The 24993-nt window shown below is 56.3% G+C and carries 22 protein-coding genes and 1 tRNA gene; 9 read left to right on the forward strand and 14 right to left on the reverse strand.

From position 1 onward, the window contains the following. Positions 1-15: 15 nt before the first annotated feature. On the reverse strand, positions 16-771 hold the full coding sequence (locus V8L73_RS15860) for a DeoR/GlpR family DNA-binding transcription regulator (RefSeq protein WP_051155713.1): 756 nt from the start codon (positions 769-771) through the stop codon (positions 16-18). A 243-nt stretch (positions 772-1014) separates the two neighbouring features. Here V8L73_RS15860 and V8L73_RS15865 point away from each other — a divergent pair, with 243 nt between their 5' ends. Next, positions 1015-1992 (forward strand): KpsF/GutQ family sugar-phosphate isomerase, encoded by a 978-nt coding sequence (locus tag V8L73_RS15865; RefSeq protein ID WP_027274779.1) that lies wholly within the window; start codon positions 1015-1017, stop codon positions 1990-1992. A gap of 77 nt (positions 1993-2069) precedes the next feature. Here V8L73_RS15865 and V8L73_RS15870 read toward each other — a convergent pair whose 3' ends face one another. The 5 genes from V8L73_RS15870 to rpsO form a co-directional block, all read right to left on the reverse strand. Then, entirely contained in the window at positions 2070-3938 is a 1869-nt protein-coding gene (locus tag V8L73_RS15870; RefSeq protein WP_347253423.1) for a DEAD/DEAH family ATP-dependent RNA helicase, read from the reverse strand. Beyond that, the gene (gene yrbN / locus V8L73_RS19915) at positions 3931-4008 is read right to left on the reverse strand and encodes a protein YrbN (RefSeq protein ID WP_134389279.1); all 78 of its coding nucleotides are present in this window, start codon (positions 4006-4008) and stop codon (positions 3931-3933) included. Before yrbN ends, V8L73_RS15870 begins: the two co-directional genes overlap by 8 nt. A 97-nt stretch (positions 4009-4105) precedes the next feature. After that, complete coding sequence (nlpI, locus tag V8L73_RS15875) at positions 4106-4996, reverse strand: lipoprotein NlpI (RefSeq protein ID WP_347253424.1); 891 nt, start codon at positions 4994-4996, stop codon at positions 4106-4108. 159 nt (positions 4997-5155) lie between these two features. Then, complete coding sequence (gene pnp, locus V8L73_RS15880) at positions 5156-7267, reverse strand: polyribonucleotide nucleotidyltransferase (RefSeq protein WP_347253425.1); 2112 nt, start codon at positions 7265-7267, stop codon at positions 5156-5158. 282 nt (positions 7268-7549) lie between these two features. Continuing rightward, entirely contained in the window at positions 7550-7819 is a 270-nt protein-coding gene (gene rpsO / locus V8L73_RS15885; RefSeq protein WP_027276025.1) for a 30S ribosomal protein S15, read from the reverse strand. Between the two features lie 432 nt (positions 7820-8251). On the opposite strand from rpsO, the gene V8L73_RS15890 reads away from it, so the two are divergent. From V8L73_RS15890 to V8L73_RS15920, 7 genes are read left to right on the forward strand one after another with little or no spacing between them, the layout of a single operon-like run. Continuing rightward, positions 8252-9067 carry a BPSS1780 family membrane protein gene (locus V8L73_RS15890; protein WP_071783431.1) on the forward strand — a complete coding sequence of 272 codons (816 nt, stop codon included), beginning with the start codon at positions 8252-8254 and terminating at the stop codon, positions 9065-9067. Positions 9068-9117: 50 nt separating this feature from the next. Then, on the forward strand, positions 9118-9807 hold the full coding sequence (locus V8L73_RS15895) for an RDD family protein (protein WP_261831978.1): 690 nt from the start codon (positions 9118-9120) through the stop codon (positions 9805-9807). Beyond that, positions 9804-10799: a stage II sporulation protein M gene (locus tag V8L73_RS15900; protein WP_027276027.1), complete on the forward strand. Its 996-nt coding sequence runs from the start codon at positions 9804-9806 to the stop codon at positions 10797-10799. The genes V8L73_RS15895 and V8L73_RS15900 overlap by 4 nt, the downstream gene beginning before the upstream one ends. Continuing rightward, positions 10789-12312, forward strand: coding sequence for a DUF4129 domain-containing protein (locus V8L73_RS15905; protein ID WP_347253426.1), 1524 nt, complete (start codon positions 10789-10791; stop codon positions 12310-12312). The genes V8L73_RS15900 and V8L73_RS15905 overlap by 11 nt, the downstream gene beginning before the upstream one ends. A 3-nt stretch (positions 12313-12315) precedes the next feature. Further along, positions 12316-13608 carry a DUF4350 domain-containing protein gene (locus tag V8L73_RS15910; RefSeq protein ID WP_347253427.1) on the forward strand — a complete coding sequence of 431 codons (1293 nt, stop codon included), beginning with the start codon at positions 12316-12318 and terminating at the stop codon, positions 13606-13608. Beyond that, the gene (locus tag V8L73_RS15915; RefSeq protein WP_051155841.1) at positions 13598-14629 is read left to right on the forward strand and encodes an AAA family ATPase; all 1032 of its coding nucleotides are present in this window, start codon (positions 13598-13600) and stop codon (positions 14627-14629) included. The genes V8L73_RS15910 and V8L73_RS15915 overlap by 11 nt, the downstream gene beginning before the upstream one ends. Further along, on the forward strand, positions 14626-15930 hold the full coding sequence (locus V8L73_RS15920) for a DUF58 domain-containing protein (protein WP_347253428.1): 1305 nt from the start codon (positions 14626-14628) through the stop codon (positions 15928-15930). The genes V8L73_RS15915 and V8L73_RS15920 overlap by 4 nt, the downstream gene beginning before the upstream one ends. An 87-nt stretch (positions 15931-16017) precedes the next feature. Here V8L73_RS15920 and truB read toward each other — a convergent pair whose 3' ends face one another. The 6 genes from truB to V8L73_RS15950 form a co-directional block, all read right to left on the reverse strand. After that, positions 16018-16968, reverse strand: a complete 951-nt coding sequence (gene truB, locus V8L73_RS15925; RefSeq protein WP_347253429.1) for a tRNA pseudouridine(55) synthase TruB — start codon at positions 16966-16968, stop codon at positions 16018-16020. Then, positions 16968-17369, reverse strand: a complete 402-nt coding sequence (rbfA, locus tag V8L73_RS15930) for a 30S ribosome-binding factor RbfA (RefSeq protein ID WP_027276033.1) — start codon at positions 17367-17369, stop codon at positions 16968-16970. The genes truB and rbfA overlap by 1 nt, the downstream gene beginning before the upstream one ends. A gap of 90 nt (positions 17370-17459) precedes the next feature. After that, on the reverse strand, positions 17460-20135 hold the full coding sequence (infB, locus tag V8L73_RS15935) for a translation initiation factor IF-2 (protein WP_027276034.1): 2676 nt from the start codon (positions 20133-20135) through the stop codon (positions 17460-17462). 23 nt (positions 20136-20158) lie between these two features. Next, positions 20159-21646 carry a transcription termination factor NusA gene (gene nusA, locus V8L73_RS15940; protein WP_261831973.1) on the reverse strand — a complete coding sequence of 496 codons (1488 nt, stop codon included), beginning with the start codon at positions 21644-21646 and terminating at the stop codon, positions 20159-20161. A gap of 19 nt (positions 21647-21665) precedes the next feature. Next, entirely contained in the window at positions 21666-22118 is a 453-nt protein-coding gene (gene rimP, locus V8L73_RS15945; protein WP_027276036.1) for a ribosome maturation factor RimP, read from the reverse strand. Positions 22119-22326: 208 nt separating this feature from the next. Further along, positions 22327-22403, reverse strand: a tRNA-Met gene (locus V8L73_RS15950). Between the two features lie 220 nt (positions 22404-22623). On the opposite strand from V8L73_RS15950, the gene V8L73_RS15955 reads away from it, so the two are divergent. Beyond that, positions 22624-23523 carry a LysR family transcriptional regulator gene (locus V8L73_RS15955; protein ID WP_347253430.1) on the forward strand — a complete coding sequence of 300 codons (900 nt, stop codon included), beginning with the start codon at positions 22624-22626 and terminating at the stop codon, positions 23521-23523. 57 nt (positions 23524-23580) lie between these two features. On the opposite strand, the gene V8L73_RS15960 is transcribed toward V8L73_RS15955, so the two are convergent. Together V8L73_RS15960 and V8L73_RS15965 are read right to left on the reverse strand one after the other, a co-directional pair. Beyond that, a complete protein-coding gene (locus V8L73_RS15960) occupies positions 23581-24438 on the reverse strand; it encodes a dimethyl sulfoxide reductase anchor subunit family protein (RefSeq protein WP_261831972.1) in 858 nt (285 codons plus the stop codon). Position 24439: 1 nt separating this feature from the next. Then, positions 24440-24991, reverse strand: a complete 552-nt coding sequence (locus V8L73_RS15965; protein ID WP_027276038.1) for a DMSO/selenate family reductase complex B subunit — start codon at positions 24989-24991, stop codon at positions 24440-24442. Positions 24992-24993 lie beyond the last annotated feature (2 nt).

Consider the following 24993-nt stretch of genomic DNA (forward strand, 5'->3'; position numbering starts at 1 on the left):
TTCTCCTTGGTTTTATTATGATTTTTTCTCTAATGGGCGATGAGCCAACTCGGCGCACTGAGAAAACTCAGGCTGCGCCCCGTCGGTAATCACGCGGTGAAACGTAGACAGGTCGGCAATCTTGTAGCGGCAGCGGATGTTCAGCTTGCTTTCGTCCACGAGAAGAACGGGCTGTACGGAGCGCCGGATAGCCATCCACTTGCAGTCGGCCTTGATTTGGCTGGTGGTTAGCGCGCCATACTCTTCGCTATAGCCATCCGCGCCGATAAAGGCAATATCGGTAATACGCTCAGACAGATAGCGAACCGTTTCTGAGTTATAGCAGGCGCGGCTTCTGGGTATGACCTCTCCCGGACACAGGATAAGCTTGACCTCGGGCTTGCTGTTGAGCGCCATCGCGATAGAGAGATCCAGCGTAATCACGGTGATCGGCAGCTGGATATACGGGATCATCTCCCGTACCGTCGTTCCACCGTCCATGAAGACCACCATATCCGGCTGTAACAGCTCGCAGGCCCTCTGGCCGATGATTCTCTTGCTTTCAAAACAGCGGCCCTCTTTGACGTCATAGCCGGGGCTATGGTCCAAAAAGCGCTTCTTGACCAGACCGCCGTAGGCCAGCTGAACCAGCCCGCGCTCCTGCAGCTGCTTGAGATCGCGCCGGATGCTCATGTGGGACACGGCCAGCAGCCTGGCCAGATCGTTGATGCTGCAAGAGTCGTAGTTATCTAGGATATTTAGGATTTTTTTGTATCTTGGTACATCAGGCATGGGCTTTCCTCACTTCAGAACGCGCGTGAAAACCGCGCGTAAAAATTGAGGCTAGTATGGGGGGGCAAATACTTTCATCTGTGAATCTATTAACACTTTCACAAATTAAAATCGCAGATGTTAGGCGCGTCTAATTTCTTAATCTTCATCCGGTAATACCTGTTAACTTCCCTTGGGAGGCATGGAAGTCGTTGGCGCAGAGCGCTATGTTGCAGGCCGTTAAACCGATTTAACGGAGAACGTATGGAAGAACATGAGAAATATCTGGGGCAGGCCAAACGCGTTTTGCTCAGCGAATCGCAGGCCATTGAGCGTGCGGCGACGAAGGTCGGCTCGGAGTTTATCGAGGCAATTAAGATAATAACGTCGGCAAAGGGCCGGCTCATCGTCACCGGAATGGGCAAGCCGGGCTATATTGCCCATAAGATTGCCGCCACGCTGATGAGCACCGGCACGCCCGCCTACTATCTTCATCCGGCGGAAGGCAGCCACGGCGATCTGGGCATGATCGCTAAAAACGACGTCGTCATTGCTATCTCCAACAGCGGAGAAACGCCGGAAATCCTAAATCTTCTTCCCGCCATACGCCGTATCGGCGCCAGAATCATCGCGCTGTGCGGTAACGAAAGGTCAACGTTGGCCAAACTCGCCGACGTTACCCTAGACGCTTCGGTAGAAAAAGAGGCCTGCCCGTTGGATCTCGCCCCTACCTGCAGCACGACCGTCGCACTGGCGCTGGGCGACGCTATCGCGGTAGTTCTCATGCAGGCGCGCCAGTTCACCGCCGACGACTTTGCGCTTTACCATCCCGGCGGCGCGCTGGGGCGCAGGCTGCTTCTAAAGGTGGAGCACGTAATGCGCAGCGATGGAAGAAATCCGGTCGTATCGCAGGAAAACAACGTCGAGCACGCGCTGTTTATCATGACGGAAAAAGGCGTAGGCGCAACGTCAGTCATTGACGAGCAGGGAAAGCTGGTTGGGCTGATTACCGACGGCGACGTTCGCCGACGTCTGGCGCAGGACGTACAAATTCTCTACCTGCCGGTACATGAGCTAATGACCCGCAGCCCGCTGACCATACGTCGGGATAAGCTGGCCTCGGAGGCCATCTACCTGATGGAAAGCCACCATCCCAGGCCCGTCACCGTCCTGCCCGTGGTCGACGATGACGGGAACGCGGTAGGCATCGTGCACATTACGGACGTGCTGAAAAACTTTTGAGCTGCGCCAAAACGCAGGCAAAAAAATACCCCGCCTTTCGGGCGGGGTATGGCGTTTACGCATTCGCGATATCGATATTACTCACCGTCAGAGTAAGAACGGCGGCGCGGAGCGCGAGGCGCACTGTCGCGATCCGACGGCTTGCGATCGCGCCCGCCGAAGGAGCGGCGATCGCCGCCTGAAGGACGACGATCGTTAAAACCGCCTTCGCGACCACCTTCACGACGGCCGCTTGGACGACGAGAGTCCCCTGCGGTGGCAGGCCCCATCAGCTGCATATTCAACGGCTTGTTGAGCACGCGCGTTTTGGTGAAGTGCGAAAGCAGCTCGGTCGGCATCCCTCTGGGCAGCTCGATCGTCGAGTGGGTAGCGTACAGCTTGATGTTGCCGATATAGCGGCTGCTGATGTCCCCTTCGTTAGCGATCGCGCCGACCAGATGGCGAACTTCAACGCCGTCGTCGCGGCCAACTTCCACGCGGTACATGTCCATTTCGCCAACGTCACGACGCTCGCGCTTGGGCGCGCCATCGCGATCGCGTTCGCCACGCTCACGGCGACCAAAGCGATCGTTATTGCGATCGTCACGTTCGCGAGGCTCGCGACGCGGACGACGGTCAACAGGCGCTTCCGGCGGCAGAATCAGCGGGCGTTCGCCCTGCGCCATTTTCAGCAGCGCTGCGGCCAGCGTCTCGATATCCTGCTCTTCCGCAGGCTGTAGTTTGGCCAGCAGAGCGCGATACTGATCCAGATCGCTGCTTTCCAGCTGCTGATTGACGCGCGCAGAGAACTTCTCCAGGCGACGCTTGCTCAGAAGCTCGTTGGCCGGCAGATCCACCTCAGGAATGGTAATCTTCATCGTACGCTCGATGTTACGCAGCAGCCGGCGTTCGCGGTTTTCCACAAACAGCAGCGCGCGACCGGCGCGACCGGCACGACCGGTACGGCCAATGCGGTGAACGTAGGATTCAGAATCCATCGGGATATCGTAGTTGACTACCAGGCTAATGCGCTCAACGTCCAAACCGCGAGCGGCGACGTCGGTTGCGATCAGAATATCCAGGCGGCCGTTCTTCAGCCTGTCCAGCGTTTGCTCGCGCAGCGTCTGGTTCATGTCGCCGTTGAGCGCGGCGCTGTTATAGCCGCTGCGCTCCAGCGCTTCGGCCACTTCCAGCGTGGCGTTTTTAGTGCGCACGAAGATGATGGCGGCGTCAAAGTCTTCCGCTTCCAGGAAGCGCACCAGCGCTTCGTTTTTACGCATGCCGTACACCGTCCAGTAGCTCTGGCTGATGTCAGGGCGGGTCACCACGTTAGACTGGATGCGGATCTCCTGCGGATCTTTCATGAAGCGGCGAGTAATGCGGCGAATCGCTTCCGGCATCGTCGCTGAGAACAGCGCGGTCTGATGCTCGGCCGGGATCTGCGCCATGATGGTCTCAACGTCTTCAATAAAGCCCATGCGCAGCATTTCGTCGGCTTCGTCCAGCACCAGCCCTTTCAGTTGGGACAGGTCCAGCGTGCCGCGCTTAAGGTGGTCTAAAAGACGCCCGGGCGTACCAACGACGATCTGCGGCCCCTGACGCAAAGCGCGCAGCTGTACGTCATAGCGCTGGCCGCCGTAAAGCGCAACCACGCGTACGCCGGACAGATGTTTAGCATAGTCGGTGCAGGCTTCCGCCACCTGAACCGCCAGCTCGCGGGTCGGGGCCAGTACAAGCACCTGCGGGCAAGACTGCTTAGGGTCAATGTTGTTTAAAAACGGCAGCGAAAAAGCGGCCGTTTTACCGCTGCCGGTCTGCGCCATGCCAAGCACGTCGCGACCTTCCAGCATGTGAGGAATACAGGCAGCCTGAATGGGGGAAGGTTTCTCAAACCCCAAATCCGCCAGCGCTTTTAATAACGGTTCTGATAAGCCTAAATCGGCAAAAGAGATTTCAATCTCAGACATATAAACAAGCCTCGTTGACAATAGCGGCCAGTCTACATACCTCATTGAAATGATACTCAGTCATTTTCATTTAAAAGTGTGAACCAGCTCAAATTGGATTAAAAAACGAACGGAAACGCCGCCCCGTGCACCATGTGCCGCCAGGCCGCGTTAACGCATTCGCCAGTCTATTTTTTATCCGATTCTGATAGGTCGTCTTGTTCTAACCCTAAAAGGGCTAATTCCAACAGCGCATAGCGGTTCTCAACAAAGTTGTGAACGTTGTTGGCTACCGCCAATTTGAACAACGCAATTGCGTTATTCTCATCCCCCAGACTTAGGTAGTGCTTACCTAAATAGAAGTCAGTTTCACTGAGATGCTCAGCGAGCGAAGTGTTATCCGTCGCTTCTTCCTGCAGGCGAGAGAGTAGCGTTTTTTCGCTAATCTTGCCGAGGTAGAATTCCACTATATTCCAGCCCCACGCTTTTCCGCGCTCAGCGTTGGCGTATCGCTCAGAGAGCGCTTTCATCGCCTTCGATGAGTTCAGTTCCCGCTCGATGAGGTAAAGCCACAGCGTGCGGAAAGGATCGTTGGGGTCGTCATGATAAAACGCCAGCAGATCATCTTGCGCCAACTCGTAACGACCGCCGTAATACAGGGCGATCCCACGGTTTAAACGCGCATAACTGTAAGTTGGATCAAGCTCTAAAACAGAATCAAACGCATCATAGGCGGCGTCGAAATTACCGCCCTGCGTCAGATATATCCCTAAGTAGTTAAACGCCTCTGGAATATCGGGACGAATCAGCAATGCCTGAGAAAAGTCATTGCGCGCCAGAGCCCGAAGGCCCAGGCTGTCAAACAGCACGCCGCGCTCATAAAGCAGCTGCGCGCGCTCGTCGCCCGATAGCACCTGACTCGCAAGGATCTGCTCCATGCGCGCCAGCATCACTTCCTGCTGCAGCGTAGGCTGCAGTGGAATTGCCAAAACGCCATATTTACGCCCTTCAAGGCTGCCGCATCCTGCAAGCAGGAGAGCCGTGGCAACGATGTAGCACCAGCGCAAAAGAGGCTTCATTTCAACTCCCGGAGACAAACATGGGATAGGCATCCTGCCTTCCACTTGCTTTTACACAAGAACACCCTGTCCCAGTCATACAACTCGACGCCCGTTAACGTTACCGCCAACCGACGCCGCGTCATCATTTTTTGCGGCCCGAAGGCCGCCGCGTTACGACTACTCAGCAGCAGCCGGCGCGTCAGAAGCGGCCATCGCTTCTTTAATGCTCAGGCGAATACGGCCCTGGCGATCGACTTCCATCACCTTGATCTGTACTTCCTGACCCAGCTGCAGATAGTCGGACACTTTCTCTACGCGCTTGTCGGCGATTTGAGAAATGTGAACCAGGCCTTCTTTGCCACCGACGATGGAAACGAATGCGCCGAAGTCAACGATGCGAGTAACCTTACCGGTATAGATACGGTTAACTTCTACGTCAGCCGTGATCTCTTCGATGCGGCGGATAGCATGCTTCGCCTTGTCGCCGTCGGTCGCCGCGATCTTCACTGTGCCATCGTCTTCGATCTCGATAGTCGTACCGGTTTCTTCCGTCAGCGCGCGGATAACGGCGCCGCCCTTACCGATAACGTCTTTGATCTTCTCAGGATTGATCTTAATAGTGTGGATACGCGGGGCGAACTCGGAAATATCGCCGCGCGGCGCAGAGATAGCCTGCTCCATTACGCTCAGAATGTGCAGACGCGCACCTTTGGCCTGATTCAGCGCGATCTTCATGATTTCGCGAGTGATGCCTTCGATCTTGATATCCATCTGCAGCGCGGAGATACCGTCACGGCTACCGGCAACTTTAAAGTCCATGTCGCCCAGGTGGTCTTCGTCACCCAAAATGTCTGACAGAACGACAAAGTTATCGCCTTCTTTTACCAGACCCATCGCGATACCGGCAACGGCCGCCTTAACGGGAACGCCTGCATCCATCAGCGCCAGAGAGGCGCCGCACACGGAGGCCATGGAAGAAGAACCGTTGGATTCGGTGATTTCAGACACAACGCGTACGGTGTACGGGAACTCTTCCTGACTCGGCATCACGGCCAGAACGCCGCGCTTAGCCAAACGGCCGTGACCAATTTCACGACGCTTCGGAGAACCCACCATACCGGTTTCCCCTACGGAGTACGGAGGGAAGTTGTAGTGGAACAGGAAGCTGTCGGTGCGTTCGCCGGTCAGTTCGTCGATGTTTTGCGCGTCGCGAGCGGTACCCAGCGTCGCGACGACCAGCGCCTGAGTTTCACCGCGGGTGAACAGCGCAGAACCGTGAGTGCGAGGCAGTACGCCGGTGCGAACGTCCAGGCCGCGGATCATGTCTTTTTCACGACCGTCAATGCGCGGTTCACCGCGAAGCACGCGGCTGCGAACGATGTTTTTCTCAATGCTGCCCAGCATATCGCCGATTTCGTCGCCGTTAAGGGTCGCATCTTCAGCCAGCAGCGCCGCAATAACGTCAGCTTTGATAACGTCGATTTGCGCATAGCGCTCTTGCTTGTCGGTAATGCGGTAAGCGTCGCTCAGGCGGCCGTTAGCCAGCGCGTCAACGCGAGCGTACAGCGCCTGGTTGGTTTGCGGCGCCTGCCAGTTCCACTTAGGCTTGCCGGCTTCGGCCACCAGCGCTTTGATATTGTTGATAACGACCTGCTGCTGCTCGTGACCGAACATTACGGCACCCAGCATTTGTTCTTCGCTCAGAAGCGCGGCTTCTGATTCAACCATCAGCACTGCGCTTTCGGTACCGGCAACAACCAGATCCAGCTGGCTTTCTTTCAGCTCGTCCATCGTCGGGTTCAGCACGTAGCTGCCGTTGATGTAGCCAACGCGAGCGGCGCCGATCGGGCCGTTGAACGGAACGCCGGACAGGCTCAGCGCGGCAGAGGCGCCAATCATGGCGACGATGTCAGGGCCAACCTGAGGGTTAACGGATACAACCGTCGCAATAACCTGAACTTCATTCAGGAAGCCGTCGGCGAACAGAGGGCGGATTGGGCGGTCGATAAGGCGGGCAATCAGCGTTTCGCCTTCGCTTGGACGACCTTCACGACGGAAGAAGCCGCCAGGGATGCGGCCAGCCGCGTAAGTACGCTCCTGATAGTTAACGGTCAGAGGGAAGAAGTCCTGACCTTCTTTCATTTTTTTCGCCGCTACGACGGTAACAAACACCGCCGTACCTTCGATATTAACCATAACTGCGGCAGTAGCCTGACGGGCCATCATGCCGGTTTCTAACGTAACGGTATGTTGACCGTACTGAAATTGACGAACAATCGGATTTAACAAACTGTGTTCCTTTTTTAATCTGAAGCTCGGAGTTCATTACCTGCGAGCGACTATTAACAACATCTTCCGAGTGCATCCTCACGACTAATGAAAGCGCTATCGCGCCTTTAAAGTACAGTTCTTGAGATAAGGTGGAAGAAACTGACTTAAACAACGCTTTCATTAGCCGCGCAACGCTGCACCGGAAAAACCCAAAATCGAACTATTATGATACTGCTTATTACTATCTAATCATAGAAGAAAGGGGCCAAATCGGCCCCTTTCCCCTGAAACTCGTCGGACTTAGCGACGCAGGCCTAGGCTTGCGATCAGTTGAGCGTAACGAGCGTTGTCTTTACGCTTCAGGTAGTCCAGCAGCTTACGACGCTGAGATACCATACGCAGCAGACCACGACGGCTGTGGTGATCTTTCTTGTGCTCGGCAAAGTGACCCTGCAGGTGGTTAATTTGTGCGGTCAGCAGGGCAACCTGAACTTCCGGTGAACCACTGTCGTTCGCGCCACGACCATACTCTGCAACGATTTTAGCTTTTGCTTCAACGCTTAGAGACATTCTAAACTCCACTTCTATTTTGACTATAAAAAACAGGCGCCGATCTCTAATTCAGCCACCCAATACATAAGCCGACGTATTCTACTCCTCTCCCTTTAAAATCGCAAGTAACAAGCTATTGATGTAAGGAATAAACAGCTAAACAGTTAAAAAATTGCTAAAGGAAGAAGAGTGCTGCGCTAAGCCGTTTTTTCTTAACTTATTAACTATAGACAATATATAAAAACGCGGCGTAAAAGTGGGGAAAAATATCCGTAAACTACTTTCCATTATAAAGAGAAGTCAGTATCATCAACCCTTCGAAGCCCTATGGCAGAAGGATGCCATCTTAATTCAGGCTTCTACCATTGGATAAAATTCAAATAAATAAAGGACGCGGATGAACCACCTTGGTTCCTCCTAATATCTCCCCTAAGGAAAGAGAAACATACCATGACCGATCAACAAGAGCCCCGTAACCCCTATACTCCCCCTGAAGCAAGCGTTAGCGACGTTTCGGTCGTTCTGGACGAAGGCAATGAATCCTTTGTTCCTGGCGGTCAGGCCGTACCCGCTGGCGTTGGCGTAAACTGGATTAGCGACGCTTGGAATCTGATTAAGCCTAAGTTAGGCATGTGGATCCTAATGGGCATCATTCTGCTTGGCATCCTGATGGTTATTCAGTTCATTCCGCTGGTTAGCCTGCTGTCTTCCGTTATCATGCCTATTTTCGTTGGCGGCATTATCACCCTGTGTGAAAAGCAACGTACAACGGGTGAATTTGACCTCGGCCTGATGTTCTCCGGCTTCCAGAACAACCTTGGTAGCCTGATCGGCGTCGGCGCCGTGATGTTCGGCATCACCATTCTTGCCGTTATCGTTATGTTTATCGTCGGCGGCAGCGCGATGCTGGGCCTGGCGATGGCTGGCAACGGCGGAGATCCGTCAATGGCGCTGGCTGGCGCGAGCGGCGGTATGATGTTCCTTTCTTTCATACTGATGTTCGCTATTATCATGTTCGGCTATGCGCTGACCTGGTTTGCTCCTGCGCTTATCGTTGTTCACAAGCTGCCTTTGGGCCAGGCTCTCTCCATGAGCCTTTCCGCCGTGAAGAAAAACCTGCTGCCTGGCTTGGTGTATTTCATCGTCATCAGCATCATCATGATTGTCGCCTCAATTCCGTTCTTCCTGGGGCTGCTGGTCGCCATGCCGCTGATGCTGGCCACTTACCACTCCAGCTATCGCAGTCTGTTTATCGTTAAAAGCTAATTATTCAGGAACAAAGCCGGGCCTAGCCCGGCTTTTTTAAAGCAATAGTTATGCTTGATACCGTACGTGACGTTACCACGCCTGAGCTGATTGAAATTCAGCTCCATCCTGCGGGCTTTTTGTCCCGCGGCTTCGCCTTTTTTATCGACACGCTTATTCGCTGGGCCATTATCGCCGTTTTGTCTATTCCTGCCCTGTTCATGGGTAAAATGGGGATCGGCATCGGCCTTATCGTTTTATTCCTTATTGAATGGTTCTATCCGGTATTCTTTGAGGTGCTGTTTAACGGCAGAACGCCGGGCAAGCGCCTGGCCGGACTCAAGGTTTTACACGACAACGGTACGCCGGTAGGACTCAGCGCGTCGATTATTCGCAACTTTCTGCGCTTCGCCGACTTTCTGCCGCTGTGTTACCTGTTTGGCCTGCTGTCAATGCTTATCAATAAGGAGTTCCGCCGTCTGGGAGACATCGTAGCCGGAACTATTGTTGTCTACAGCGTGCCGCCGACCTCCTATTTCAACGTTCCTCAGGCGCCGCCGCTTCAGCCGGACCTTCCGCTATCCAGAGAAACGCAAAAGGCCGTGGTCTCTTTTGCCGGACGCTCCTCAAGCCTGACCGGGCCGCGTCAGGAGGAGCTCGCATCGCTTCTACCCACGCTTTCCAAGCCGGAGGGCAGTGAGGTTCAGGGAGCAGCCAGGCTGATTGGCATCGCCAACTTTCTAATAGGCCGGAAACCATGAAGCAGACAAGTTTTGAAGCTATTCATGAAGCCGAGTGGGCAGAATTCGAAGGCTGGCTGGCCCGTAAACTGGCAAATGCATCCAGCGCCAACCGCACGGCAACATCGGCGTTTCCCGACTATGACATGCCGTCCCGATACCGCAATATCTGCCAGCACTTGGCGATTGCCCGCGATCGCGGCTATAGCCTGCTTCTTATCGACCGGCTTCACGCTATGGTGCAGCAGGGGCACGACGTGCTTTATCGCGCCAACAGCGGCATCAGCCAGAGAATGTATGACTACGCCGTCGGCGGATTCGCCGCTGACCTGCGCGCTAACCTGCGCTGGGTAATGCTGTCATTTATGCTGATTGCGCTGCCCTGGATAGCCATGATGGTGATAATTCGAATTTGGCCGGATTTCGTCTTCGTCGTCATGCCTCAGGACACCGTATACTCGCTGGACGCCATGTACAGCGATGAAGACGCGTTTGACTATGGTTCCAGCATCTTCCGAGAAGCGGGCTCCAACTGGATGATGTTCGGCTTTTATATTTACAACAACATCAGCATCGCCTTTCGCGCCTTCGCCGGAGGCGTTTTGGCCGGCATCGGTACGGTGTATACGCTTATATTTAACGGCATTCACATGGGCGCAGCGGAAGCGCGGTTGATTAATATCGGCGCAGGCCGCAACTTCTACTCTTTCGTCAGCGGGCATTCGGCCTTTGAAATAGGCGGCATCATTATTGCCGGCGCCACTGGCCTAAAGCTCGGCTGGAGCCTGATTGCCCCCGGCAGACTAACGCGCCTGGACGCGCTGCGGATAGCCGGGCGCTCGGTGCTTGGGCTTATCTGCGGCAGCGGCGTCATGCTGCTTATCGCCGCCATGATTGAGGCCTTTTGGTCGCCGCACAACTTCCCCTTCGCCTTAAAGATTGGCGTCGGCATTTTCAACCTGCTGCTGATCCTGGCCTACTTTACCTTTACGGGGCGACGTCATGCAGCTTGAAAAACTCGCTATTTCGCTTCGCCCTCGCCACCCGAACGAGGCGATAGACCTGGGCATCCGCATGGCGATGCACTGGTTCAAACCGCTGTACGGCGCCTGGTTTTGCCTGGCCCTGCCGACGGCGCTCCTGCTGTTCGCTCTGGGCCGCTGGCTAGACATGAGCTATTGGGCTATCAGCTTTATGATTTGGTGGATAAAGCCCGCGTGGGACAGAATGGCGGTTTTCGTCATGGCTCGCGTCGTCTTTGGCGAAGCGCCTACGCTCTATCAGTGCGTAAAGGCGATCCCCACCCTGCTGTTTAAAACCAAGCTGATTCGCGCCTTAACCTGGGCTCGCTTCACGCCCTATCGCTCTTTGACGCTGCCGATAGACGTTCTGGAGGGCGTTAAAGGGCCGGTAGCCCGCGCGCGCAGGCGAGCCGTCTCAAGCTATATCGGCTTTAACGCCATGGTGCTGACGTTCGCCGGGGTGATAATAGAGACGCTGTTCCCGATTTGCGTTATGGCCCTGTTGGTCATGCTCTCTGTGGACGGCAGCACGCTCGCTCCGGACGTTTCGCTTAATATCTGGGATTATCTGACAAACGATTTTTCTCTCATGGACCTGTGCATCTATTCTCTGGGCATGCTGCTGTGGGAACCAGTCTACGTCACTGCCGGGTTCGCGCTTTATTTAAAGCGCAGAAGCGACATCGAGGCCTGGGATCTGGAGCTGCGCTTTCGCAATATTGAGAAGAAGCACCGCGCAACGCCTACCGCACTGTTTGGCCTGATATTGGCCGTGGCTTCCGTCGGGCTGTTTGGCTATGCCGACGGCGCCGTCGCGGCAACGACAGCGGACGCTTCGCGCCAACAGGCCATCGAGAAAGCGCCGCAAACGCTGCAAGACATACTCAAACAGCCGGAATACGGCGGCAAAACCACCAAGAGAACGCCCAAGCTGCCTGAGTTTAGTGCTAAAGAAAAAAAGAAGGAAAAGCCGAAAGAGAAGCCCCGTAAGGACTACTCGTCGTCGACCTCCTCCGGCTTTGCCGGCGTTAGTCAGGGCGCACTGTGGATCCTGCTTGCCCTGACGGTAGCCGCGCTGCTTTACGTCATCATCGTGCGCCTGCCGGTGATAAGAGGGCGGTCCAAGGTAGACTACCAGCCGCCGATTCAAATCGCCGGCCTCGACATTCAGCCTGAATCATTACCGAAAAACATCGCTGAAGTGGCGCTGAAGATGATCCGTGAAGGCGATCTTCGCGCGGCGCTCAGCCTGCTGTTTAGAGGCTCGCTGTCGGTACTGGCGCACCGGGACCGCATCGTCTTTCGCTCATCGGATACCGAGCAGGACTGCATTCGGCGCGTCAAGCGCAGCGAACACCCCAGCGGCGAATTCTTTGTCCGACTGACTCGCCTGTGGCTGGCCCAGGCCTACGCCCACAGAGCGCCGGACGTCATGGAATTGGAACGGCTGTGCCTTGAGTGGCCAACGCACTACGATCACCAGTCTCAGTGGGAGGCCAGCTAACCTATGTCCGCTGAAAAAAATCCTGTTGGAAAAAGTAAAGTCGGTGCGTCCCTTGGCGTTATTCTCGCCATCGTGCTGGGATTTCTGGTGACTATCTCCGTACTCCTGTATCAAAAGCTTGAGTGGGTAGAGCAGGAGGTTGACCTTCCTCCCAGCCTCAAGGTGTTGACCAACCGCTACTACACGGCGGAGCAGCTTCTGGTGAAGTCCGACTATAAGGTCCGCCACGCTAACGACGGCTTCGTGTTGGACAAGCTGCCGCCGCAGGCGACGCTGGTGCTGTTCAATACGTCGGTGCTTAAAGACAAAGGCCAGAGAAGCAAGCTTGTCTCTTGGGTAGAAAAAGGCGGCCATCTGGTGCTGTCCCCCCGCGTGGATGAAAACAGCACCGAGCTGTTTGACCTGATATACGTTTACGTCAAGGGCGCCTACTGTGAGGATGACGACAAGTCGTGTCAGCGCAAGCTAAAGGCCAAGCGAGAAGCGCTGGAAGAGAGCGATGCCTCTTCGGATGGCGCATTGGATACGCCGAAAGAAACCAAGTCCGCATCAACCGCCGGCATGACTATCCAATTTGAGGGCGATAGCCTGAACGCCGATCTGGCGAGCACCCAGCGTTTCTACGTGGACAGGGGCTCAGAGGAAAGCGTCGTCGAAGCCGACAACAGCGACTGGGAAGTCATCAGTCGGTTTAAGGTTAAAAAGGGCAAGGTAACGATAGTGCCGCTGGAGCTTTTCTCCAACTCCGCCATCAAGCGCTACGACCACGGCAAGCTCTGGCTGCACGTGACGACGCTGCCCGGCAGAGACGACACCGTTTATCTGGTGCGCTATATCTCATTTCCCAACCTGATTCACTGGCTGTCGGACAAAGCGCCGTACACGCTGCTGGCGCTGATACTGTGTATTTTGCTTATCCTTTGGCGACACGTTCCCCGCTTCGGCGCGCTGATTCCAACGCCGCCGCCGGTACGCCCGAGCCTGACGGAGCACCTGAAGGCGGTCGCCGCCTTCCTGCTCAGAAACCGTAACTATAACCGGCTGTTAGGCAATCTTCGGGAAGAAACGCTGCAGCTGTTGCAGCCGCTCAAGATCCACTATCCCGGCAGCCGCAGCGATGCCGAACTGCTTGCGCAGCTCACGCAGTACGACATTGACCTTATCACTCAGGCTTTTGAAACCAACGTTCAACAGCTCAATGAATTTACCCAGCACGCTCAAACGCTTTGCGGGCTTATCGATCGTTTAAACGCACTGCAGCGCAGCGCGAGTAGGAGATTTAACTATGGAATATAGCTCTACCGACAGTTTCTTTAGCGACGCAACGCTTCCTGTAGCTTCCACGCCCGCTGTTCCAACCACGCCGCAGGAAGCGGGCGAAGTCGTACAGCAAATTAAAAGCCAGATCCACCGCGTGTTTGTCGGTCAGGAGCAGGTAGTAGAGCAGATACTCTGCGCACTGCTGGCCGGCGGTCACGTTCTGCTGGAAGGCGTACCCGGACTGGGAAAGACGCTGTTGGCCAAGGCGCTGGCTCAGGCGTGCGGCTGTCAGTCATCGCGCATTCAGTTTACGCCGGACCTGATGCCGGCGGACGTCACCGGCCACATGTTCTACGACACCAAGGCAACGGAGTTCATCATTCGCCGGGGCCCGGTATTCGCAAACCTGGTACTGGCGGACGAAATCAACCGCGCACCGGCAAAAACTCAGGCAGCCCTGCTGGAAGTGATGCAGGAAGGCCAGGTTACCATTGAGGGCGAAACGCTGATGCTTGAGCCGCCTTTCCTGGTTATCGCCACCCAAAATCCGATTGAACAGGACGGCACCTATGCCCTGCCGGAAGCGCAGCTGGACCGTTTCCTCCTGCACGCAGTTATTGACTACCCGACCGAAGCCGAAGAGCGCGATCTGATCGCCGCCATCACCTTTGAGCGCGTCGGCGATCGTCTGGACGTAGAAAATGTCGCCACGGTCGCCAGCCAAGAAGCGATCGTCGCGCTACAGAAAATCACCGCCTCCGTGCGGGTTGACGACAGCGTGCTGGACTACGCGCTGCGCATCGTGCGGGCAACCCGCAACTGGCCGGGCATCGCTACAGGCGCAGGGCCGCGCGGCGGCATCGCGCTTATCCGCATCGCCCGTGCCAGCGCTATCCTTGACGGCCGCGACTTCGTTACGCCGGACGACGTGAAGCAGCGCGCCCTGGCGACGCTCCGCCACCGCATCGCGCTTTCACCGGACGCCGAGATCGAAGGCCTGACGGAAGAGCATATTATTAATCGCCTGCTGGAACAGGTAGAGGCGCCGCGCAGATGATTCTGCCATCCAACCGGCTGCTGACTATCGGCGGGGTCTGGTTTGTTGCCTCCATCCCCGCCGCGATAGCCCCCGCCTTGCTTCCGCTCTGGCTGGTGCTGGGCGTCGCGCTGCTGTTGGTCGTGACGCTGGACGCCGCGCGTCTGGTGCGCCAGCCGCTTCCGGAAATACGGCGAGAAGTCGCGGGCAGCCTGCCACAGGCGGTATGGAGCGACGTAAAGTTATACCTGACGACGAGCGTGCCCGCCGGGCAACGTATCCAAATCAAAGACAGCCCGCCGGAAAAATGCGAATACAACGACGGCACTGTCGATACGCGGTTAATTCCCGGCCAGCAGGCGGAAATCGCCTATAGGATCCGTCCCCTGATGCGAGGTGACCTGTCGTTCGAACAGGCGCACCTGCGCCTTGAGTCGCCCTGGCGCCTCTGGCAGCGGCAGGCGTGGATTGGCGAGCGGCAAAAGGTCAGCGTTTACCCCAACTTTGCTCCCATTACCCAGATGGCGCTTCAAACGACCATGACGCAGGTCGGTATGGGATTCCACAAGTTTCGCAAACGCGGTCAGGGCATGGAGTTCGAACAGCTGAGGGAGTATCGCAGCGGCGATTCCCTTCGCCAGATCGACTGGAAGGCCACGACCCGCATGCGCAAAATGATCTCCCGCGAGTATCAAGACGAGCGCAACCAGCGGATTTTCATCATGCTGGACTGCGGCCGCCGCATGGGTGCCGGCGAAGGGGAACTCACCCACTTCGATCACACGCTGGACGCGGTCCTGCTGCTTTCCTACGTCGGGCTGCGCTACGGCGATTCCGTCGGGCTGATGAGCTTTGGCGGACCGGAGAGGCACCTGCCGCCCGTTCGTTCGGTTAACGCCATTAACCGCGTGCTGCACGAAATTTACGATCTGCAGCCCACGCTTTCCAGCAGCGATTTTGAAACTGCGGCGCAGTCGTTGGTCAGCCGCGAACGCAAGCGCTCTCTGGTAGTGCTGTTCACCAATCTGCGCGACGAAGATGAGCAAAGCCTGTTAGGCGCGGTCAGGCTGCTCGGCAAACGCCATTTGGTGTTAGTCGCTAGCCTGCGCGAAGCAGAGTTGGACGAAGCGGCCGGGTTGCCGATAAACAGCGCACAGGACGCGGCTTTGCGCGCTACCGCCGCGAGCTATCAGGCCAGGCGCAAAGCGGTGCTGGCGCGCCTGCGCAACGCGGGCGTTCTCTGTCTGGACGTTCAGCCGAAGGAGCTGGCGGTAGAAAGCGTTAACCGCTATTTGGCGATTAAGGCAGCGGGCAGGCTGTAAATGAATCAGCCGTGAGGCGGTCGATATAATTAAAAAGGGGAACGAATCACGTTCCCCTTTTTACATTCCGGCCAGACGCAAGCGGCATCAGTCGTTCATCGCCGGATCGACCACCAGACGGCGCGGCGCGACCATGCCGTCGTCGTTAATCTGCCCTACGCCGATAAACTCTCTTTCTTCACCGACCGTCAGGCGGACCATGCCGCTTTTCGGCGCTTCGGCGACGCGGACGGCCTGGCCCTGTTTAACATAGCCGCCAACGCTCGGCAGCAGGTTAACCTCAGGGAAATCCTCGACCGCAGTGTCCATCGGCAGCAGCAGTGGGTCCAGCAGCTCGGCCAGCGGGCGTTCCTCCGTCTGAGCCTGCGCAACCAGCGCTTCAAGCTGCGCCAGCGTCACCATTCTGTCGGCAGGATAGCGGGCCACGTTCAGCCTGCGCAGATAAATCACGTGGGCGCCACAGCCAAGCATTTCGCCAAGATCGTCAACGATCGTGCGAATGTAGGTGCCCTTGGAGCAGTGCACTTCAAGCTCCAGTTCGTTATCCTGCCAGCGGATGAGCGTCAGCTCATAGACGGTAATATCTCGAGCCTCGCGCTCAATCTCGATGCCCTGACGCGCGTACTCGTACAGCGGCCTACCCTGATGCTTCAGCGCGGAATACATCGAAGGCACCTGTTTTATCTCGCCGCGAAACCCTTCAAGCGCTTCATCCAACCGGGAGGCGTTAAAGGCAATCGGACGTTCTTCGACCACTTCACCGTCGGAATCGGAGGTGTTGGTTCTCTGCCCCAGACGGGCAATCACGCGATAGCGCTTGTCCGCATCCAGCAGGAACTGGGAAAACTTGGTCGCTTCTCCCAGGCAAATCGGCAGCATGCCGGTCGCCAGAGGATCCAGCGCGCCGGTATGCCCCGCCTTATTGGCCTGATAAAGGCGCTTTACCTTTTGAAGAATGTCGTTCGAGCTGGCGCCCGTAGGCTTATCCAGCAGCAGCACGCCGTGAACGTCGCGACCGCGACGGCGAGGACGGCCCATTACGCCTCGCCCTCGTCGCCATCAGCGGCGGCGCGACGCTCTTTATCATTCTTCACGACGTTGCTGACCAGGTTAGACATCCTCATGCCTTCAACCAGCGAGTTGTCGTAGGCAAAGGTCAGTTCAGGAATAACGCGCAGGCGCATTGCTTTGCCCAGCAAAGAGCGGATAAAGCCGCTGGCGTCAGTCAACCCTTCAAGGCCCGCTTTGATCGACGCTTCGTCGTTATCGTTCAGAAACGTGACGAACACTTTGGCATAGGCTAAATCGCGGGAAACCTCTACGCCGGAAACTGTCGCCATGCCGATGCGGGGATCTTTCACTTCTCGCTGAAGAATGATTGCGATCTCTTTTTGCATCTCTTGCGCAACGCGCTGAGTACGGCTGAATTCTCTCGCCATAATAATTCCTCCAAAAATAAGGGGGCATAACCGCCCCCTAATAATGCAATGTCGGCTCGGCTATGGAAGCCGGGCGCTAGCCTTCGAGCGTTAAGCGATAGTACGCTGAACTTCGATGACTTCAAACACTTCGATGATGTCGCCCACTCGGACGTCATTGTAGTTCTTCACGCCGATACCACATTCCATACCGTTGCGGACTTCGTTAGCGTCATCTTTAAAGCGGCGCAGGGATTCCAGCTCGCCCTCATAGATAACAACGTTGTCGCGCAGTACGCGAATCGGGTTGTGACGCTTCACTACGCCTTCCGTAACCATACAGCCGGCAATAGCGCCAAACTTCGGAGAACGGAATACGTCGCGCACTTCGGCCAGGCCGATAATCTGCTGCTTGTATTCAGGTGACAGCATGCCGCTCATCGCCTGCTTCACTTCATCAATCAAGTCATAGATGACGGAGTAGTAGCGCAGATCCAGGTTTTCGGCCTCGATAACCTTACGCGCAGACGCGTCGGCACGGACGTTAAAGCCCAGAATGATAGCGTTGGACGCCGCGGCCAGCGTAGCGTCGGTTTCAGTGATGCCGCCCACGCCGGAGCCGACAATTTTCACCTTCACTTCATCGGTAGACAGTCGCAGCAGAGATTCAGTGATCGCTTCCGCAGAGCCCTGTACGTCTGCCTTCAGTACGATATTCAGTTCGGCGACGTCGCCTTCTTCCATGTTGGCAAACATGTTCTCCAGCTTGGACTTCTGCTGGCGAGCCAGTTTGACTTCACGGAATTTGCCCTGGCGATACAGCGCCACTTCACGCGCCTTCTTCTCGTCACGTACGACGGTTGCTTCGTCGCCTGCGGCCGGTACGGCCGACAGCCCGAGAATCTCAACCGGAATAGACGGACCGGCTTCGGTGATTTCTCGACCCAGTTCGTCGCGCATCGCGCGCACTCGACCGTATTCGAACCCGCACAGAACGATATCGCCCTTGTGCAGAGTACCTTCCTGAACCAGTACGGTAGCAACAGGACCGCGCCCCTTATCGAGGAACGACTCAATCACTACGCCGCTGGCCATGCCGTCGCGAACGGCCTTCAGCTCAAGCACTTCAGCCTGCAGCAGAATAGCGTTCAGCAGGTCGTCGATACCCGTTCCAGCTTTGGCCGATACGGGAATAAACTGAGTTTCGCCGCCCCACTCTTCCGGCAGAACGTCGCGCTGAGCCAGCTCGTTTTTAACTCTGTCGAGATCCGCTTCCGGCTTATCGATTTTGTTAACGGCTACGACTAACGGCACCTTGGCCGCCTTGGCGTGCTGGATAGCTTCGATGGTCTGAGGCATCACGCCGTCGTCGGCTGCGACAACCAGAACCACGATATCCGTCGCCTGAGCGCCGCGAGCACGCATAGAGGTAAACGCGGCGTGGCCCGGGGTATCCAGGAAGGTGATCATACCGTTGTCGGTTTCAACGTGGTATGCGCCGATGTGCTGGGTAATACCGCCCGCTTCGCCAGAGGCCACTTTAGTTGAACGAATGTAGTCCAGCAGCGAGGTTTTACCATGGTCAACGTGACCCATGATGGTAACAACCGGTGCGCGAGGCTCCAGCGCCGCATCGGTATCGCGATCGCTCATCAGCGCTTCTTCCAGCTCGTTTTCACGACGCAGAATCACCTTGTGGCCCATCTCTTCGGCCACCAGCTGCGCGGTTTCCTGATCGATAACCTGGTTGATCGTCGCCATAGCGCCAAGCTTCATCATGGTTTTAATAACCTGAGAGCCCTTGACTGCCATCTTGTTGGCAAGTTCGGCTACCGTAATGGTTTCACCGATGATGACGTCGCGGTTAACGACCTGAGCCGGCTTGTTAAAGCTGTGCTGCAGCGAACTTGGCTTACGCTTGCCCTTACCGCCGCGAGTCGCCGCGCGGGCTTCTTCACGATCGGCCTTGGATTCGGAAAGCTTGTTGCCCTTCTTGGCGCGACCGGACTTGCCGCCGCGTGAACGACGTTCGCCTTCGACCTTACGGTCATTTTCATCTTCCGCTTCGCGCGCGTGGTGAGAGGTCGTCACGTGATAGTCGGTGGTATCCTCTTCCTGTGCGGGAGCTGCCCAGTTGGCCTCATTCTCTGCGGCCATGCGACGAGCCTCTTCCGCTACGCGATGAGCGTCCGCTTCGACCTTACGGCGAGTTTCCTCTTCTACCTTGCGCTTAAGCTCGGCAGCTTCCGCTTCGCGACGAGCCTTTTCGCTCTGTTCAGCTGAAACCTTTTCCGTCTTCGCCGGAGCCGGTTTAGCGTTCGCTACCGCTTTAGCCTTGTCTTCCTCGGATTTTTTCTCTGCCGCTTCGCGCTTGGCTTTTTCTTCCGCTTCGCGCTTGGCCTTCTCTTCGGCTTCACGCTTGGCTTTTTCTTCCGCCTCGCGACGAGCCTGTTCTTCAGCTTCGCGCTTGGCCTGTTCTTCCGCTTCGCGGGCTTCCTGCGAATCACGGTTTACGTAGGTGTGCTTCTTACGCACCTCAATCTGAACGGACTTATTCTTTCCGCCGGTGCTTGGGATGCTCAGCGTGCTGCGCGTTTTGCGCTGCAGCGTCAGCTTGGCCGGCGCGCTACCCTTGTTAAGGTGCGCCAACAGCGTTTCTTTTTCCTGCTGCGTCACAGAGTCTGCGGCAGATTTCTTGATGCCCGCATCAGCAAACTGCTGTAACAGGCGATCTACCGGAGTTTGGATCTCCGCGGCCAGCGATTTTACGGTTACTTCTTCTGACATGCTGTTCCTTCCTGCTACAGTAATTACTCTTCATTGCCAAACCAGCAAATATTGCGCGCGGCCATAATCAGCTCGCCGGCTTTCTCGCTGGTCAGGCCTTCAATATCGGTAAGATCGTCAACGCCCTGCTCGGCAAGCTCTTCAAGATTGCATACGCCCTTGGCGGCAAGCTTGTAGGCAAGTGCGCGATCGAGGCCGGGTAGGCTCAGCAGATCCTCTTCCGGCTTTTTACCACCCAGGCTCTCTTCCTGTGCCAGCGCCAGCGTCGTTAACGCATTCTTGGCGCGTGAACGCAGCGCTTCGACGGTGTCTTCGTCCAGACCGTCGATTTCCATCAGTTCCTTCGCGGGAACGTAAGCCAGCTCTTCCAGCGTTGAGAAGCCTTCCTGCACCAGCACGGTGGCGAAGTCTTCATCAATGTCCAGATATTTGGTAAACGCGTCGATCGCAGCAAAAGCTTCAGCCTGATGCTTGGCCTGCAGATCTTCGGTTGTCATCACGTTCAGCTCCCAGCCGGTCAGCTGAGCGGCCAGGCGAACGTTTTGACCGTTGCGGCCGATGGCCTGCGCCAGGTTGCTGGCTTCGACGGCGATGTCCATCGTGTGCTTGTCTTCGTCAACGACGATAGAGGCAACGTCGGCGGGCGCCATGGCGTTAATCACGAACTGCGCCGGGTTGTCGTCCCAAAGTACGATGTCGATACGCTCGCCGCCCAGTTCGCCGGATACGGCCTGAACGCGCGCGCCGCGCATGCCGACGCAGGCGCCGACCGGGTCGATACGCTTATCGTTGGTCTTCACGGCAATCTTGGCGCGTGAGCCCGGATCGCGAGCGGCAGCCTTGATTTCGATAACTTCTTCGCCGATTTCCGGTACTTCGATACGGAACAGCTCTACCAGCATTTCCGGGCGAGAACGGCTGATAAACAGCTGAGCGCCGCGCGCTTCAGGGCGTACGATATACAGCACGCCGCGCAGGCGGTCGCCAGGGCGGAAGTTTTCACGCGGCAGCATGTCTTCACGGTTAATCACCGCTTCAGCGTTGCTGCCCAGATCGAGAATGATGCTATCGCGGTTGACCTTCTTCACCACGCCGGTGACGATATCGCCTTCGTATTCACGAAACTGCTCCACCACCATGGCGCGCTCGGCTTCACGCACTTTCTGCACGATAACCTGCTTGGCCGTTTGGGTCGTAATGCGGTCGAAGGTGACAGATTCAATCTGGTCTTCAACGTAGTCGCCGAGCTGCATTGCCGGATCTTCGAACTGGGCCGCTTCCAGCGTGATTTCACGCGTAGGTTGAGTGACTTCCTCAACGACCAACCAGCGGCGGAACGTATCGAAATCGCCGGAACGGTGATCGATGCTGACGCGCACGTCGATATCCTGCTCATACTTTTTCTTGGTTGCCGTTGCCAACGCCGTTTCCAGCGCCTCGAAAATCTTCTCACGAGGAAGCGACTTTTCGTTAGAAACCGCCTCGACAACAGCCAGAATCTCTTTATTCATCTAGTTGCCTCATATGAGCTTAAAAGTGGGGAACAATGTTCGCTTTCTGAATATTGCTCAGAGCAAACATCTCATCTTTACCTTCGACGTTCAGAGTGATGGTTTCACCCTCAACGCCTTTAATCGTACCGACCCATCTGCGGCGATTTTGTACGCCCATGCGCAGGGTCAGGCTGACTTCTTCACCGATAAAGCGCTCGTAGTGCGCGGCGGTGAACAGCGGTCTGTCCAAACCGGGGGACGAAACCTCCAGGTTATAGGCCGTCGTGATGGGATCTTCCACGTCCAGCACTGCGCTAACCTGATGGCTGACGTCCGCACAGTCGTCAACGGAAATACCGTTTTCGCTGTCAATATAAATGCGCAGCGTCGACATGCGGCCGCGAATAAATTCAATACCGACCAGCTCAAAGCCCAGTGCTTCAACCGGTGCGCTAATCAGTTCCGTTAACTTTTGCTCTAGCGTGGCCAATCCCACCCCCAAGACATAAAAAAAGGGCCTTATAGCCCAGTGATTTTGCCGTCAAATAACAAAAAACCCCGCTTTACAAGTCGGGGCTTTTTGCAACTGGACCCTGTAAATGACTCAACGCCGTCGCGCTAAATCAGTCTAGTCTCTTTTCAAATAAAAGCAGCGATACGCCAAGAAGTTTATTATTTAAAAAGAGACCAAGGAAAACTGGTTGCGGGGGCCGGATTTGAACCGACGACCTTCGGGTTATGAGCCCGACGAGCTACCGGGCTGCTCCACCCCGCGTCCGAACGATGCGTATAATACGCGACTCGCCTATAAAACGCAAATGTTGATAAAGTCGACTCCCTTTGAAAACGCCCTGAAGAAATATTTGGCATAAAAGAGCGGATAATATTCGTACTGCGACCGGAATGCGTTATACAAGGCCGCGTTCGGCCCGGTTTTCAGCACCGAAGCGTAATGATAGTATGACTTCACCCATCTTTTATTTTTGGCGCCCTCAATGTCCTTTACGCTTCGCCAACTCGAATTTTTCGTTACGCTTGCCGATACGGGGCAAATATCAAAAGCCGCGCTGCGCTGCAACGTGTCGCAGTCGTCAATGACCGTATCTCTCAAAAATCTGGAAGAACAGTGTGAAAGGCAGCTATTTACTCGGCACGCGAAAGGCATTCGATTAACGAGCGAGGGGGAGCGGCTTTTACGCCACGCTCGGCAAATTCTAAATTCGGCCCAGCTGGCCGTAGCGGACGTTCGTATGCCTTCAAACGAGCTGCAAGGCCCGCTTCGCTTGGGCGTTACGGAGACGCTGTCGGCCTACATGCTGCCGACGCTGCTCAGCGACATCGCTGCACGCTTTCCCTCTTTGGAACTTGAGCTGCTGGAGCTACCCTCTACGCCGCTGTTTCAGGCGGTAGAAAACGGCGATGTCGACTTCGCCATTATGCTGATATCCAACATTACGCTGCCCAAGCGCTGCGAAACGGAGATCTTCTTTCGCTCAACCCGCCGCCTGTGGACCTGCGCGGGCCATCCGCTACAGAACGCGCCGACCATTACGCTAAAAGACGTGGCGCAGGAGGACTACCTGCTGCTCAATATGGACGACCATATTCCCATCGTCAACAGCTACTGGGGGAAACAGGGATTGAATCCCAAAGTCAAATTCGAATCGAGATCGATAGAGGCGGTCAGAAGCATGGTCGCGCTGGGCCTTGGCGTCACTATTTTGTCCGACTTCGTTTATCGCGCCTGGTCGCTGGAAGGCAACCGCATTATCCGCCGCGACGTAAGCAACGTCATTCCCTCGATGGATATCGGCGCTGTATGGATGAAGGATCGCCCGCTGTCGGGTCAGGCGAGGATGATGATTGATTTTATACGGGACCAGAGGATTTACTGAATTTAGAAAAAGAATGGGCCGCGCAAGCGGCCCATGAATAACAAAGGGATATAGACCTCAACCGCCTACGCTAAAGAAAGCGTAGCGACCCAGAAGCTCTCCCACAACGGTGACGACCAGCGCCAGAGACAGCAGCCCGCCCGGCAGCGCCTGACGCTTTTTAACGGCGTAGTTAACCGTAAGCAGCAGCGCAACCGCCAGCAGCACGTAGCGCCCTATCGTCAACGCTTCGACGTTTGCCGCAGCCGCTGTGCTGGTAATCCCGACAGACAGGCTGGACGTCAGGCCAGAGGTAGCAACGGCCAGCATTGCAATCACTGCAAGCGTCGCCAGCAAAATCCCCACGATGAACAGGCGAAGCAGCGACACCGTCAGGCCCGCATCGTCGCCTTCGGCCAACCGGCGCAGAGGCGACTGCATGCAGAGCGCGCCAAGCAGGCTACCCATCATGAGCGCCGAGCCGTAGAACCCGGCGTAGGTGCCCCAGCCCTGCCACAGGATAAAGCGGCTGTTGTCGTAAATAGCGGACATCACGAAGATATCCGCGACGCCCGCCAGCGCCGTCAGGGCCAGCAGCGCCGTAGGCACCTTCTTCTTCACCAGCACGACGACCGCCGTTAAAAACAGCAGCGCCATAAACAGCGCGGTGAACAGGATCTCGCGGCTCATCCACGAACTGGCGACGTGGCTTAAGGTATACAGCGCGTGCATCGGGTTGCCCAGGTGGGTCATCGACGCTAAAAGCCCTATAGCCCCAATCACCAGCGCGCACAGAATCGCCGGCCTGGCAACGGCCAGCCGCTTGTCGCCGTCCATCCCGCTAAGGGCGAACGTCTGGCAGTACCAGACGGTGACGACGCACCCTATCGCAAGCTGCATCAGCAGCGTAAAAATAACTAATGGCCATTCATGCATCTCAGTATCTCCGCTGTTTTTTATCGCCAACGACCAGGTTGGGATGGGTAATTGACGAATCGGGCAACCCTTCGATATTGGCGTTGTCTCCGTACTTTTTGCGCAGCTCGCTGATAGGACCGAAGTCCAGCGCCCGCATCGGACAGGCGTCCACGCACGCCGGGTTTTCCCCCTTGGCGCGCAGGCTCAGGCAGGTGTCGCACTTGGTCATCATGCCCAGCGCTTCGTCATACTGAGGCGCTTCATAAGGGCAAGCCCAGGTGCAGTAACGGCAGCCGACGCACAGGCTATGGTCGACGACGACGACGCCGTCCTCTTCGCGCTTATGCATCGCCTTGGTGGGGCAGTGGCTGACGCAGGCGGGCTCGTCGCAGTGGTTACAGGAAATGGAGAGGTGCCAGCGTCTCGGCTTGGGATAGCTTCCCTCTTCAAAGTCATAAACCCGACGGAAGTTGCGGCCAACTTCAAGGTCATTCTTATCTTTGCAAGCGATGACACAGGTTTTGCAGCCGATGCATTGCGCGGCGTTAAAATAAAATCCGACCTGTTCCATAC

Origin of the sequence: Leminorella grimontii (assembly GCF_039789245.1) — a bacterium.
GTDB lineage: Bacteria > Pseudomonadota > Gammaproteobacteria > Enterobacterales > Enterobacteriaceae > Leminorella > Leminorella grimontii.

Bases quoted from the DNA above. Each gene is read 5' to 3' on its own strand.
- V8L73_RS15860 (WP_051155713.1), bottom strand. From the start codon at position 771: ATGCCTGATGTACCAAGATACAAAAAAATCCTAAATATCCTAGATAAC.
- V8L73_RS15865 (WP_027274779.1), top strand. From the start codon at position 1,015: ATGGAAGAACATGAGAAATATCTGGGGCAGGCCAAACGCGTTTTGCTC.
- V8L73_RS15870 (WP_347253423.1), bottom strand. From the start codon at position 3,938: ATGTCTGAGATTGAAATCTCTTTTGCCGATTTAGGCTTATCAGAACCG.
- yrbN (WP_134389279.1), bottom strand. From the start codon at position 4,008: ATGAAAATGACTGAGTATCATTTCAATGAGGTATGTAGACTGGCCGCT.
- nlpI (WP_347253424.1), bottom strand. From the start codon at position 4,996: ATGAAGCCTCTTTTGCGCTGGTGCTACATCGTTGCCACGGCTCTCCTG.
- rpsO (WP_027276025.1), bottom strand. From the start codon at position 7,819: ATGTCTCTAAGCGTTGAAGCAAAAGCTAAAATCGTTGCAGAGTATGGT.
- V8L73_RS15890 (WP_071783431.1), top strand. From the start codon at position 8,252: ATGACCGATCAACAAGAGCCCCGTAACCCCTATACTCCCCCTGAAGCA.
- V8L73_RS15895 (WP_261831978.1), top strand. From the start codon at position 9,118: ATGCTTGATACCGTACGTGACGTTACCACGCCTGAGCTGATTGAAATT.
- V8L73_RS15900 (WP_027276027.1), top strand. From the start codon at position 9,804: ATGAAGCAGACAAGTTTTGAAGCTATTCATGAAGCCGAGTGGGCAGAA.
- V8L73_RS15905 (WP_347253426.1), top strand. From the start codon at position 10,789: ATGCAGCTTGAAAAACTCGCTATTTCGCTTCGCCCTCGCCACCCGAAC.
- V8L73_RS15910 (WP_347253427.1), top strand. From the start codon at position 12,316: ATGTCCGCTGAAAAAAATCCTGTTGGAAAAAGTAAAGTCGGTGCGTCC.
- V8L73_RS15915 (WP_051155841.1), top strand. From the start codon at position 13,598: ATGGAATATAGCTCTACCGACAGTTTCTTTAGCGACGCAACGCTTCCT.
- V8L73_RS15920 (WP_347253428.1), top strand. From the start codon at position 14,626: ATGATTCTGCCATCCAACCGGCTGCTGACTATCGGCGGGGTCTGGTTT.
- truB (WP_347253429.1), bottom strand. From the start codon at position 16,968: ATGGGCCGTCCTCGCCGTCGCGGTCGCGACGTTCACGGCGTGCTGCTG.
- rbfA (WP_027276033.1), bottom strand. From the start codon at position 17,369: ATGGCGAGAGAATTCAGCCGTACTCAGCGCGTTGCGCAAGAGATGCAA.
- infB (WP_027276034.1), bottom strand. From the start codon at position 20,135: ATGTCAGAAGAAGTAACCGTAAAATCGCTGGCCGCGGAGATCCAAACT.
- nusA (WP_261831973.1), bottom strand. From the start codon at position 21,646: ATGAATAAAGAGATTCTGGCTGTTGTCGAGGCGGTTTCTAACGAAAAG.
- V8L73_RS15955 (WP_347253430.1), top strand. From the start codon at position 22,624: ATGTCCTTTACGCTTCGCCAACTCGAATTTTTCGTTACGCTTGCCGAT.
- V8L73_RS15960 (WP_261831972.1), bottom strand. From the start codon at position 24,438: ATGCATGAATGGCCATTAGTTATTTTTACGCTGCTGATGCAGCTTGCG.
- V8L73_RS15965 (WP_027276038.1), bottom strand. From the start codon at position 24,991: ATGGAACAGGTCGGATTTTATTTTAACGCCGCGCAATGCATCGGCTGC.